The 12653-nt window shown below is 49.0% G+C and carries 9 protein-coding genes; 3 read left to right on the top strand and 6 right to left on the bottom strand.

All coding sequences use genetic code 11. The features are described from left to right. The first annotated feature begins 332 nt into the window (after positions 1 to 332). Entirely contained in the window at positions 333 to 767 is a 435-nt protein-coding gene (locus ACO6UY_RS16085) for a hypothetical protein (protein ID WP_422490580.1), read from the top strand. 148 nt (positions 768 to 915) lie between these two features. Here ACO6UY_RS16085 and ACO6UY_RS16080 read toward each other — a convergent pair whose 3' ends face one another. The 4 genes from ACO6UY_RS16080 to ACO6UY_RS16065 all read right to left on the bottom strand — a co-directional run bounded on the left by ACO6UY_RS16080 (position 916) and on the right by ACO6UY_RS16065 (position 6311). Continuing rightward, complete coding sequence (locus ACO6UY_RS16080) at positions 916 to 3756, bottom strand: hypothetical protein (RefSeq protein WP_422448111.1); 2841 nt, start codon at positions 3754 to 3756, stop codon at positions 916 to 918. A gap of 371 nt (positions 3757 to 4127) precedes the next feature. Beyond that, on the bottom strand, positions 4128 to 4835 hold the full coding sequence (locus ACO6UY_RS16075; protein ID WP_422490578.1) for a hypothetical protein: 708 nt from the start codon (positions 4833 to 4835) through the stop codon (positions 4128 to 4130). Between the two features lie 247 nt (positions 4836 to 5082). Then, positions 5083 to 5850 carry a class II glutamine amidotransferase gene (locus ACO6UY_RS16070; protein WP_422448107.1) on the bottom strand — a complete coding sequence of 256 codons (768 nt, stop codon included), beginning with the start codon at positions 5848 to 5850 and terminating at the stop codon, positions 5083 to 5085. Positions 5851 to 5873: 23 nt separating this feature from the next. Next, positions 5874 to 6311 carry a hypothetical protein gene (locus ACO6UY_RS16065; protein WP_422490577.1) on the bottom strand — a complete coding sequence of 146 codons (438 nt, stop codon included), beginning with the start codon at positions 6309 to 6311 and terminating at the stop codon, positions 5874 to 5876. Positions 6312 to 6559: 248 nt separating this feature from the next. On the opposite strand from ACO6UY_RS16065, the gene htpG reads away from it, so the two are divergent. Beyond that, positions 6560 to 8479, top strand: coding sequence for a molecular chaperone HtpG (gene htpG, locus ACO6UY_RS16060; protein WP_422490575.1), 1920 nt, complete (start codon positions 6560 to 6562; stop codon positions 8477 to 8479). Positions 8480 to 8585: 106 nt separating this feature from the next. Here the strand turns inward: htpG and ACO6UY_RS16055 are convergent, their stop codons facing one another. Next, positions 8586 to 9320 (bottom strand): hypothetical protein, encoded by a 735-nt coding sequence (locus tag ACO6UY_RS16055; protein ID WP_422448101.1) that lies wholly within the window; start codon positions 9318 to 9320, stop codon positions 8586 to 8588. Between the two features lie 344 nt (positions 9321 to 9664). Between ACO6UY_RS16055 and ACO6UY_RS16050 the strand changes: the two genes are divergently transcribed. Further along, a complete protein-coding gene (locus ACO6UY_RS16050; protein ID WP_422448099.1) occupies positions 9665 to 11023 on the top strand; it encodes a protein kinase domain-containing protein in 1359 nt (452 codons plus the stop codon). 1 nt (position 11024) lies between these two features. Here ACO6UY_RS16050 and ACO6UY_RS16045 read toward each other — a convergent pair whose 3' ends face one another. Then, positions 11025 to 12440 (bottom strand): L-serine ammonia-lyase, encoded by a 1416-nt coding sequence (locus tag ACO6UY_RS16045; RefSeq protein ID WP_422448097.1) that lies wholly within the window; start codon positions 12438 to 12440, stop codon positions 11025 to 11027. Positions 12441 to 12653 lie beyond the last annotated feature (213 nt).

Raw genomic sequence — 12653 nt, 5'->3', positions numbered from 1 at the left:
ACTCAGGCTACAAATAAAGGAGGGCAGTGCTTGGGTAAGCGGAGGTGTTCACGCTTACCAGAATTAGCGTTCACGTTTACCAGAATATGCAGATACCACAATCCATTCTTGATGAATATGTTCCTTACCAGAATGAGTATGAACACGTTAAAAATCCATTATTACTAACACCAGGTACTCCCTTTCAGCAGCTAATAATGTGGGACGAGCTTGAAATTAGAGAGCACACAACAGCGAATCATACAAATTCAGGTTTACAGTTAACTAATCTTCCTGCCGGAATTCATAGTTCACAAGATTTACGGCCAGTTGCTGTCGTTAATCCGTTATACATGCACCAGGCTACACGTGATAACCAGACAACCCGGGCAGAAGTTAATGTTGATGGCCGTTCTTCACTTGCCGAGCGCAAAAGAAAGCGCCAAAGGGAACTTCGCAAAGATCCCGCTTACGTCGAGCGCGAAAGGGAGCGCCGAAGGGAGCGCTACCAGACAGATCCCGTTTACGCCGAGCGTATAAGGGAGCGCGAAAGGGAGCGCCAAAGGGAGCGCTACCAGACAGATCCCGCTTACGCCGAGCGTAAAAGGGAGAACGAAAGGAAGCGCTACCTGACAGATCTCGCTTACGCCGAGGGACAAAAGATCTATAAAAAGATCTACCAAAGAATCAAAATACAAACCTCCAACAAGGAAGAAGCTAAAGAGCAGGCTGTGATCGCCAGAGCGCGTTATCTTCAGTCATTCCATTCAGCTAATGAAGTGGTTTAATGACTTAGGACACCTTGTTAAGCACAATAGTGCCATTGATGACGAGGTAGAAAGTGACAAAGCAGCGTAAGAATTATTCTCCGGAATTTAAGCGTAAAGCCATTGCTATTGTGGTTGAGCAGGCCAGGTGCAGGACAAAAGACATTGATCAAAGCACCTGTTTTATCCGGGCAAATTTCACTAACGTGGCGATCAGTGCATTGTTAAAATCATGCCCCACATGCATACGTTGCAGGGCAAAATGGTGGGCGACAACGGATGAGCCGTCCAGGCAATCATGAATATATTCAACCAATGCATCCACTGAGGGGTTAGTGGCCGCCAGTAGTGCCACCCTTTCCAGGGTGCCGAGGCGCTTTTGCACCCCTTTTTTCAGCAGGCTCCGGACGGTGACGGCAGAAATGGCCTGATGCTGTTGGTCATTGATAAATCGCAAATCGGCCAGGGCTGTTTTATGGTCATCCAGATAGTCCATCGCCTCCTGATAATGCCCGTGGCAAATCAGTGAATAGACCTCTTGCAAAAGCTGCTGTTCCGTTTCGTTTATCCTGAGTTTATAGGAAAGAGCCTCAATTTTCAGCGCCTCAAGGGGATACCCCATATCCTGTGGAATCGGGGTTTCACCATCAGGCAGTGTGGACAAATAGGGGTGGCCTGTTTGCAAAAGAAAGGATGTGGTATTGGCTCCCTCGGTCAATACAGGCAGATCGGAAGCCGTGATCAGATGATGAAACACCGGTTTTGGCAGGTCTGGCAGCAAACAGATGGCAACGGCTTTATGTTTGCTGAACTGTCCCAGCTGTGCCTCAACCTCTTCCGACTCAGAATCAATAATCACCAGTGTTTTGGCCATGCCCGGGTTATCAGGCAGTTCGTTGGGTATCTGGGATTTACCCGTCAAAATCAGCGTGGGTTTGCTCTCTTGGGTGACTTTTTGCAGGGCATCGATCCATCGACCTAGCAGCTGTTCTCTTCTGGGTAAAACGTCCTGATGCTTTAACCCATAAATGACATTCAAATGGATATGCCCTTGTCGGCACAAAGTACAGATTCTGCCCAGGGTTTTCGCCTGTAAGGGACTGTTTATGGGTGAGGCATTCAAGGCTTCTCTGATCCACTGTCGTTCATCCCGGTCGCATGTAAAAGTTCTGATGGTGCCAGGCTCCGGAAGCAGGCTGTTGGGTGGCAGGTGCAGGGGGATTTTTCGCAGGTTCAAACCATCAAAATCGGTGTACAACACCCGACCATCCGGTGATGTACTGTCAAATCGGTAGGGTTTTACCACCATGTAATGATCGCAATGGACAGTGTGTTGCTGGTGTTTTTCGGGCAGATCCAGAAATGAAAACACCACAGCAGGTTCTGGTACTCCATCATCGCACTGTACGATGGATAGTGTACTTTGCCCCATACGGAAACATTGCGGGAGGCGTCTGTCAGGATCAAAGCCGGGCAATAACAGCGCCAGCTTATTGAGCTCCACCCGCTTTAATCGTTCTGTTTTCAGCCCTTCAGCAGATTCCGGGTCGGCATTATTGTCTGATTGACCTGTTGCTTCCGACTGCCGGGTAGCGGTGGGTTGATGCCATGGGGGCGATAATCGCAGTTGAATTTTTGGAGCGCCCAATCCAACCAGCTGGTTGACCAGTTGTACGCTGACATTTTCATCACCCAGAGCGATAAAGCTGTGCGCTTGCTCCCTCTTCATGCAGAAAAAGGTGCCATACACCCCCACCTCTCCAAGCCACTGAAGCACCTGTTTTGCCCTATGGCGTAATGCCCGGCTACCGGATGAAACCGTCGACGATAAATCCATGGCCTGAATGAATGTACTGCCCAGAGGATTGTCTTTTTGGGCAAATAGGAATTGTCCCTGAGTAACTGTCTCTTTTTGCCACGGAGACACGGAGTCACAGAGGCAAAGATTTTTTCTTTTCTCCGTTTCTCCGTGACTCTGTGGCAAGGTTTTTTCTTTGCTGGCCAACATCGGAAGTGTGGAAGTTACTTCAGGACAGTTCCATAGAGGGGCAAACAGCTCCCCGACAGGTGAGCACCGGAATGTCCCGGAACCCGTTTTTGAGATGGCTGTTTCTTTATTCGGCCTATAAGCAATAACAGGCCTGAAGGCTGGCAAAACCGATGTTCTTAACTGCTGGATTCTTTTTTCACATTGGGCATCGGTGCTGTGTAAATTGAGAAAGAACAGCAGGTGATTCAGTCTCTCACGGACACAGGGCTTCTCTATGGCAACTTTGAGAAATGCCAGCTGCGCCCGCTCTGACGCCTGGGTAAATTCCAGGCAGTGCAGCGGCGTTTTATGACTGTTATCCATGGTTATCAAGGTTTCTGGTACACAGTTCATCATCTTGATGCTGCTGCTGATATACCCCCGTAAAACAGCAATATGCAGCGGTAACAATCCTTCTTTATTTTGTTCGAGCAAAGACTGTGCACCGGCACCGGAGGCAATGATCACATCAAGACTTCCGGATGTTTTAGCCCGTGCTGCATGGTGTAATACCGTGTCGCCATTATGATCTTTTGTACACAATGCATGTTTACCTTGCTCAGTGTTGAGCGCTTTACGGAGCAAAAGTGTATAATCTGACGCTCCCATCCGATGAACCAATGTCTTGCCTTCTTCGTCTGCCAACAAAAGACAGGCCGGATACTGCTCAATAAGCGACGGATGCCGGGCAACTAGACGTAGTAACTGTTCCGGATTTTTTTCCTCAATGGCCCGCTCAAAAGCAGCAGCAATGGGATGTTCAACACAGGGTAATTTCCGGACAGTTCGCTCAAGAGTGGCGGTTGTGATGAGAGGGCGCTCTGTTACTGTGCAATGGCTGGTACCAACACTAATACGAGAATTTACTGCAACCACGGTATCGGGTTTAGCGATATGAGACGGATCAGGAGACTCCAGTTTCCCATGGTTCGCAGAGGCAGATGATCTATCTGAATAAACTGGCTGGCATGGTGGAATCATATATCGATTATCCAGGGCATTGTGAGTTTTTATTACTATCGTTCCTGGTTTGCTTCTTCAGAGAGCAGACCATCCTGAAAGTTCTTGTTCCGATAAAATCTTTCAACTCCAAATGTTTGGATTAACTTGCAATAAGCCTTTTTTTTAATGTGTTTATTACAATGACAGACCCGGGCAGAGGGATAATCGCTCTTTCGTTTATCGGAACCGGCGGTGGTCTGAAACCATCAAAATTGCCTTAAGCGGAACTGGTCCCGACGTTGGTAGATGGCTGCGAACTCTCGGCAAAGTACTGGCTGACTCCGGTGGACTCTGGCCCTGATCCCGGAACGAAAGCCAGGCTATTATTTTGGTCAGATAAATCGTTGTGTTTACTTGGCTATTAAATCTCCGTACCCCCAAATCAGGGTACCGATGATACTTGCCAGCAGGATCACCCAGTCGCACTCACTGGCTGTTCTTTTTACTTTCCTTTCGGTGATGCTGGCATTGCCGATCTGTTCAGCCAGGTCCTTTAATTTCACGTCCCCTTCCCGGGGTAATTTATGGTTGGGTGCTTCAATCATCAGCTCGCGGCTTGGCAGTTTTTCACTTCTCTTTCTCAGGGTAATAAATGTCACCAACATGGCCCAGCAGACGACGACGGACCCTGATCGCTGGAAAAGTGCCTGATCATCATCGCGGGTTATGTCTGAAATCAGCGAAGCGGTCACTGTTGTTGCGGTGGCCAGCGTGCTGAGGATAAAGGTGCTATTCCACTTTTTATTGCGTTCCCACCAGTTATTATGCTTCAGGCAGGCAGGTTCTGCGCCTTCACGAGGTAATGCGTCGTTTTCCAGCCTTAAGGTGTGCATATTGATAATGTAGGCATCCCGATTATCCTGCCGGGATGAAGATGATGGGCCCGGGAGGGGGGCAGTCAGCCGATTCTGGCGCACAGCACTTTTATCATCCGCCATTTTTGACTGGGTTGAGGTTAAGCAGGAAAGGGAGGCAACGTGTTCTTTTCGTGCGGCAAAAGTTCGGTCATTAATCAATGCCTGGCCAGGATCTACGGTTTCATCTCTGAACGTTGACATGTTAACCGGTTCAAGAAGCTCTCTGGTACTTCTGCCATGGAACAGAGAATCTTTTGAACTTCGTGTTTTTTGGGCTTGATACCGACTGTCATCAAGTTGGCCGGTGTTAATATCATACGCAGGTCTGCTGATCGGTGTACTCATCATTACCCCCCTTGGCTAACCTATAAGTCGCTGAACTGGATAGAGACCTGCTAAGTGTAATTGCTTGTTGATGACTGGTTTTCAGTTATGCCGATTTTTTTACTCAGGCAGCAAGTTCGCCATTATCAAAAACCACCATGTCGCCGGGCTGAATAGGGTGCCAAGTCTCATTAATGGTTAACGGGTCAGTAGCTATTATAGAAACGATGTCGTTTTCTGTGGTTTCTTTGGCAAAATCCACCGTAATGTCGTCATCTTTGAGACTGGCCTGATTAAACGGCGCTCTGCGGGTTATCCAGTGCAACCGGGTACTGCAGTAGCAATAGAGATAGCGGGAGTCGCTCAGCAACATATTGAATACGCCCAGCCCACGCAGTTCGTCACAGAGCTGGCGGATAAAGCGTTGCAGCGTACTCACCCTTTTGGGTGGTTTGGGGAAGCGCTCACGCGCCTGGTCCATGATCCAGCAAAAAGCGTACTCACTGTCCGTGGTTCCCACCGGCAAGTAGTGTTTCAGGGGGAACTTCTTAATGCCTTTCAATTGGCCGTTGTGAGCAAAGGTCCAGTGTTTGCCCCAGAGTTCCCGGGTAAATGGGTGGGTGTTTTCCAGGGCAATTCTGCCTGCATTTGCCTGGCGGATATGACTGATCACGATGGTGCTTTTGATCGGGTAGCGGCAGACCAGGTTGGCAATTTCAGAATCACAGCTTGGGTTGGGATCACGAAATTCCCGTAACCCTTTGCCTTCATAGAACGCGATTCCCCAGCCATCACTGTGGGGGCCGGTCTTGCCCCCGCGCTGCATCAGGCCACGGAAGCTGAACACAATATCCGTAGGCGTGTTGGCGCTCATTCCAAGAAGTTCACACATTATTTGATAAATCGCGGTTAAGTTCAGGATTTCTGGTTTGAAGCAGGGCCCAGGGCGGGTTCTTTGCGTTGATGTTTAGCGTGGCTTGTGTTGGGCTTTTGCCTTTTGTCAGAAGCTGCTTTTTTTGCCTTGCCGACGGGTAATAACAAGCCTGCAATCACTGCAACACCAGCGGCAATTGCCACAGTCCGCCCCGTTCGCCACATGGCGTCAACTCCCAGGCTAAGGCCATCATAAAGGCTGATAAGGAAGGCCGGGCCAAGATAGCTCTGCTCAGGGTGAACAGTACCGGGCAGGAAAAACAGTACAGCAAAAGCCAGCATCAGAGGCCGCTTTAGCCGCGGATGCCAATTACCAACAATAAACCACAGGCTCAGCAGGCAGCCGAAGGCTCCTGCCAGGTAAACTGCCCAGCCCCAAAAATACTGCAATTCCGTCATTGACTCTCCAACAACCGCCATTGAACCAATGGCGGTTAATGTTATTTACCGCCATCCTTTGGTGTTGTCAGGAGGTGGCGCTGGTAGGTAGTTAACCAAATAACCAAGGGTGCATTTTGCATCAATTGACCACCATATGAAAACAGCCGCTGATGATAAAATGAAATTTAATAACCAAAGACCGAAAGAGGGTTGAAATCTCCACCACTGCCCATATCTCCTGACTATCAAAATACTCAATGTGTTGATTAACCTGGATTGAGGTTCTAATGGCAGTCGAAACGAAAAAAGAAACGCTGGGCTTTCAGACTGAGGTGAAACAGCTTCTGCACCTGATGATTCACTCTCTCTATTCCAATCGGGAGATTTTTTTACGGGAGCTGATCTCCAACGCTTCCGATGCTGCAGACAAGCTGCGTTACCTGGCACTCAAGAACAGTGAGTTGCTGGAACGTGACCCAAATCTTGACGTCAGGGTGGATTACGATAAGGACGCCAACACCGTCACCATCGCCGATAACGGCATTGGCATGAACCGTGACGATGTGATTACCCATCTGGGTACCATCGCCAAATCCGGTACTTCGGACTTCCTGAAAACACTGACCGGTGACCAGAAGAAAGATTCCCAGCTGATCGGTCAGTTTGGTGTTGGTTTCTATTCCGCATTTATTGTTGCTGACAAGGTGACCGTTGAAACCCGCAAGGTAGACACAGAAGAAGCCGTGCGCTGGGTGTCCGATGGTTCCGGTGAGTTTACCGTTGAGCCAATAACGAAGGACAAACGGGGTACCACCATTATTCTGCATCTGAAGCCTGAGGCTGAAGAGTATGCGGATGGCTGGCGCCTGCGTAATATCATCCGCAAATACTCTGACCATATCTCCATGCCAATCCTGATGCGCAAGGAAGAGATGCCAGCGACGGAGGAAGAAAACGAAGAAGAGAAAGACAAAGACAAAGCGCCCGAGTGGGAAACGGTGAATACGGCGAAAGCCCTGTGGACCCGTTCCCGCAGCGACATCACGGATGAAGAGTATAAAGAGTTTTACAAACACATCAGTCATGACCATACCGACCCACTCAAGTGGAGCCACAACCGGGTAGAAGGCAAGCTGGAATACAACAGCCTGCTTTATATTCCCGCCAAAGCTCCCTTTGACCTGTATAACCGTGATATGCAGAAAGGGTTGAAACTCTATGTTCAGCGTGTCTTTATCATGGATCAGGCAGAGGAATTCCTGCCCATGTACCTGCGCTTTATCAAGGGAGTGGTGGACTCTAACGATCTGTCCCTGAACGTTTCCCGGGAAATCCTTCAGAAAGACCCGGCCGTTGACAGCATGAAAACCGCGCTGACCAAACGAGTGCTGGATATGCTGGAGAAACTGGCTAAGAAAGAACCTGAACAATACGCCAGTTTCTGGCAAGAGTTTGGCCAGGTGCTCAAAGAGGGGCCAGCGGAAGATTATGCCAACCGTGAGCGGATTGCCAAACTTCTGCGCTTCTCATCCACTGAGAGCCAGGGACTTGAGCAGGATCAATCCCTGGAAGGCTACGTTTCCCGGATGAAAGAGGGTCAGGACAAGATCTACTACATTACCGCAGAGACGCCCAAAGCGGCGGCCAACAGCCCACATCTTGAGGTATTCCGCAAGAAAGGGCTGGAAGTTCTGCTGCTTTCTGACCGCGTCGATGAGTGGCTGATGTCCCATCTTTTCGAGTTTGACGGCAAATCGTTCGTGGATATTGGCCGTGGTGATCTCGATCTTGGTAAGCTGGACTCTGAAGAAGAGAAGCAGGCCCAGGAAGAGGCGGCTAAAGAGCATGAAGATCTGGTCAAGCGCATCAGTGATGTGCTGGGTGCTGATGTCGAATCGGTTCGGGTGACCCATCGCCTGACGGACTCTCCAGCCTGTCTGGTGGTTGGGCAGAACGATATGGGGATGCAGATGCGCCGCATTATGGAAGCTGCCGGCCAGAGCATGCCAGAATCCAAACCGATCTTTGAGATTAACCCGGAACACCCATTGATTGGCCGACTGGATAAAGAAGTGGACGAAGATCGCTTTGCCGACCTGACCCGGGTGGTATTTGATCAGGCCAGCCTGGCGGCGGGTGGTCAACTGGACGATCCGGCGGCTTATGTTCAGCGTCTTAACAAGCTGTTGCTGGAAATGGCTGTCTGAAAATAGTGGATTAAGCAGCAAAAAGGCGAAGTCATGACTTCGCCTTTTTTGACTATCAAGCGGATGACATGTTGACAATTTTGATGGGTCATCTCTGCCTGAATTTTCAAGATTCTAAATTCCTCCCAGTCCTCTTCAACTTGATACTTTCGAGTACATGCTTAGACATTTGAAATTGTTGAGGGGGGGATAATTTAGATCCCATCACCACCGGTTTTGGTGCTATTGCCGGTTTTTTGTCGCTTTTTATCACCTTCTTACCCGATAAAACAGCAGGAAGAGGGGGTGGTGGAGGAATTATACCAGGACCCACAGGAACCGTTTCAATTTGCTTTGGAGCAACCCCGGCAGGTTCCACGGACTGGGATTCTGACTTTCGTGGTTTGGACTCCAGAACCCTTTCCGTTCCTTCTGTTTCTTTTCTGCGTTCTTTCAGTCTTTCAAAAAGCTCTTCTGTAAATTCTTTATTTGATTTTTCGTGTTTTTTATTCTTTCCCTTTTGTTCAGCACTAATGTTGCGTTTAATCTGCGCCCATGTGTCAGGTTGTTTCATTATTGGTGGCGGCGGCGGTGCAGCGGGAGGGGTTGATGGTTTTTTGACAGAAAGTGCAATATTCGGCATGCTCTTATACGTTCGGGAGTAACTGCCGAATTTGGAGATATCTGAACTGGCAGGCATATAAATAGTATTTGCACAACAAGCTATTAAATGGTCTTTAAAGCTTCCTTTTTTAGGCTCAGTATTTTTATTTTCTGATTTATTCGCAATATGTAAAGCCTGGGTGATTTTCGATGCAGTTATCATGGCAACTTCTCCGTTCGAGTACTTAAGCTCTTCCATGGTTGATTGTTTTTATTGCGCCAATTTCTAATTCATTTAATTATTGGTCTTTTTAATGATTATTATAAATAAAACTTTTGGATAAGAAGGTGACTTACGATAGATATCCTGGCCCGGAAACATCATAATTAACTTCTTGCTAATGCCCTGAGCCCAGTGCTGTTACACTTCCTGCCTTGGGGGCGGATCCGGTAAATTTCCAGCAGCAGCGGTTATTTGCGATGATGATGAACTGTAATTCATTGATATGCAGGAAGTTTCAGACCGAATCCGGCTTTTTTGGCAAAGTCGTTGCCTTTCATGTCGATAAGTTGCTCTATCAGGGCAACTAAACTTTACAGGCAATGAAACCACTCAACCCTTCTGCCTCAACTCCTTCCACTATCAACTCTGAAAAGGAGGGGAGTGAAGCCCATACCGACCAGGCTGACCGGCTGCCCACGAATACAACCAAAACCCCACCTGTCACAAAACACATCCCCACAACCGAAAATGACGTTGGCTATGAAAGTCGCAGCACCTCCTTGTCCAGTCGCTCCGGGTCATCAGTCGAAGATACCGGAATACTCCTGACCCCAAGCTCTGAGGTTTCGGAAGATTCAGTTTTCTGGGAAAACAGTGACCACTCAATACTGAGCGAACAGGCTTCAATCACTAAAACACTTGGACACGGTGCCACTGCGATTGTTGACCTGGTCGAACAAATGGATGTTCATGGAATCTCTGAAAAGTTTGCCCTGAAAAGGCCAATAACAAACTCCCGTCACGAAGCGGCTATAGAGTCTCTGAATCGGGAAGCAGAGATAATGAAAAAAGTAGGCGACCATCCAAACATTGTAAATTGCTATGGTTTTGTGGAGGTCGATAACCGGTCAGGATTACTTTTTGAGTTCATAGATGGGCAAAATCTTCAAACGCTGACCATCACACTCATACACCAACTGAAAACTGGGATTATCACGCCTGACGAATTTTTTAATGCCTATGCCCATCTGCAAGAACAGCAACTGTTTGCCCTGGCGCATCTTGAAAAACAAGGCATTGTTCACTCTGATGTTAAACCATTTAACTGTATGTTTGACCAGAATACCCAAAGCGTTAAACAGCTGGACTTCGGACAAGCGGCAGTAGCCGGAGAAAGTTCGCATTTTGGCAGTGAGGATTTCGCCGCACCGGATACGTTCAAATTACTGCAAGACCTGAACGCACATATCCCGGCAAAAACAGCAGACGATGCGTTTGCTTATGGTCAAAGTCTCTACAGAGTTCTGAAAGAGCTGGAAACCGGAACAGCCGTCAGCTTCTGTCACGATGCCGAACTATGCACCTTTTTTCCCTCAGAGCGTCAAGCCCGGGCTCTGGCACTTTCCCACGCCATGCAGAGATACGAAACCGTAAAGCCTGATAACACTTACCATAAGGCCATACCCAATGATAAAAAAAGCCTGGAGCAACTGTGCTTGAGAGTAGCTTCGGTAAGCCATCCAAATATCCAGGATTTCAATACATTGACCCAAACGGCTGAGGCCTTAAAAAGCTACCTTGAGCCGATGGTTTGCTTAATCAATGATCTTTTACACCCAAACCCGTCATTACGCGTTCTCCCTTCCCAAGCATTGCATTATCAGTGGTTTGAAAAATGTATCTCCAGTGCTGAGGAAGCGAAAAAGACCCAGGTTTTCGCGGTTAACAACAGAGCATGAACTAGGAGGCTGTCCTAACGATTTTGATCGGTTGTGCCCTGGCATACACGGCCAGGCCACCCAATGAGGTTTCCCGGTATTTGGCCTGAAGATCCAACCCTGTCCGATACATGGTTTCAATGCAGCTGTCCAGCGACACCGCATGGTCACCATCGCCACGCATGGCCAGACGGGACGCAGTGATGGCCTTGATGGCGGCCATGCCATTGCGCTCAATGCAGGGAATCTGCACTAACCCTGCGATGGGGTCGCAGGTCATGCCCAGATGATGTTCCATGCCGATTTCAGCGGCATTCTCCACCTGTTCCATGGTGGCACCTTGAATGGCAGCCAACGCTGCGGCAGCCATTGAGCATGCAGAGCCTACTTCAGCCTGACAGCCCGCTTCGGCTCCGGAAATCGACGCATTCATCTTGATCAGCGAGCCAATGGCAGCGGCTGTGGCAATAAAATCACGAATTCCCTGCTGATTATTTCGCGAGATAAAGCGGGTGTAATAGGCCAGCGTCGCCGGGATAACGCCAGCAGCACCGTTGGTCGGAGCCGTGACCACACGGCCCCCGCAGGCATTTTCTTCGTTAACGGCCATGGCAAACAGGGTTACCCAGTCCATGATGGCAAAGTGATCCATCAGCATGGCTTCAGGGTTGCTGGTCAGCTTTTTATGCATATTCGCGGCACGGCGCTTCAGGCCACTGACCGGAAGGGTTCCTTCCATACGCAGGCCCCGTTCGATGCAGGCGTGCATGACTGCCCAAATGGCATCAATCCTGTCATTTACCAGGTCTCCATCACCCTGATGCCGGGCAACTTCATTGGCAATAGTCAACTGGGCAATGGTCAGGTTATGCTCATGGCAAAGGTCAAGAAGCTCTGCGGCGGTTCTGAAAGGATAAGGGATCTGACAGGAGTCTTCCGAGCTGTTGGCCGCCTCTGGCTGATTGTACCCATCGGCACAGACCACAAAGCCACCGCCAATGGAAAGATAAGACTTGTAATAAATCACCACACCATTGTTGTCGGAAGCGAAAATGCGCATGCCATTGGGGTGCTCAGGCAGCGTTTCTCCGTTATGGAAAATCAGATGCTTGTGGTAATCAAAGTCAATGGCGTGTTTACAGGCCAGCTTGAGGGCTTTATTGGTTTTGATATGTGCAAAAATCTGATCAGCTTCATCGGGATCAATAGTGTCCGGGCGATAACCGGCCAGGCCGAGCAGGGTGGCTTTATCGGTGCCATGGCCAACACCAGTGAGCGCCAGTGAGCCATAAAGACCAACACGAATGGATGAGATACTGGACAGGATGCCTTTTTCTTCAAGCTCGTTCAGAAAGCGGTGTCCTGCCCACATTGGACCCACTGTGTGTGAGCTGGATGGGCCAATGCCTGTTTTGAAAATATCAAAAATACTGAGCATAGTTTGCTGGTTCGGTAAAAAGGTTAAAGTAAGCGGCGGATTTCTGATGCCTGTCAGGGTATTGCTGCTTTGAAGCACATGGCTGTTTCGGGCACTTTTACCTGAAGTACCTGAAGAGTTCTTGTCCTATTGTGCCGTCATTTGTTTGGGACTGATATTGCGGGAGTGCCATCGGCTCTGCCGGTATTCCGAATGATGATTGTGACTGTTCCG

It is taken from the genome of Endozoicomonas sp. ALE010 (assembly GCF_049310165.1).
GTDB lineage: Bacteria > Pseudomonadota > Gammaproteobacteria > Pseudomonadales > Endozoicomonadaceae > Endozoicomonas.
The sequence above is the reverse complement of the archived record's forward strand: the minus strand, read 5'-3'. Positions and strand labels throughout refer to the sequence as shown.

Bases quoted from the DNA above. Each gene is read 5' to 3' on its own strand.
- ACO6UY_RS16085 (WP_422490580.1), top strand. From the start codon at position 333: ATGCACCAGGCTACACGTGATAACCAGACAACCCGGGCAGAAGTTAAT.
- ACO6UY_RS16080 (WP_422448111.1), bottom strand. From the start codon at position 3,756: ATGATTCCACCATGCCAGCCAGTTTATTCAGATAGATCATCTGCCTCT.
- ACO6UY_RS16075 (WP_422490578.1), bottom strand. From the start codon at position 4,835: ATGTCAACGTTCAGAGATGAAACCGTAGATCCTGGCCAGGCATTGATT.
- ACO6UY_RS16070 (WP_422448107.1), bottom strand. From the start codon at position 5,850: ATGTGTGAACTTCTTGGAATGAGCGCCAACACGCCTACGGATATTGTG.
- ACO6UY_RS16065 (WP_422490577.1), bottom strand. From the start codon at position 6,311: ATGGCGGTTGTTGGAGAGTCAATGACGGAATTGCAGTATTTTTGGGGC.
- htpG (WP_422490575.1), top strand. From the start codon at position 6,560: ATGGCAGTCGAAACGAAAAAAGAAACGCTGGGCTTTCAGACTGAGGTG.
- ACO6UY_RS16055 (WP_422448101.1), bottom strand. From the start codon at position 9,320: ATGGAAGAGCTTAAGTACTCGAACGGAGAAGTTGCCATGATAACTGCA.
- ACO6UY_RS16050 (WP_422448099.1), top strand. From the start codon at position 9,665: ATGAAACCACTCAACCCTTCTGCCTCAACTCCTTCCACTATCAACTCT.
- ACO6UY_RS16045 (WP_422448097.1), bottom strand. From the start codon at position 12,440: ATGCTCAGTATTTTTGATATTTTCAAAACAGGCATTGGCCCATCCAGC.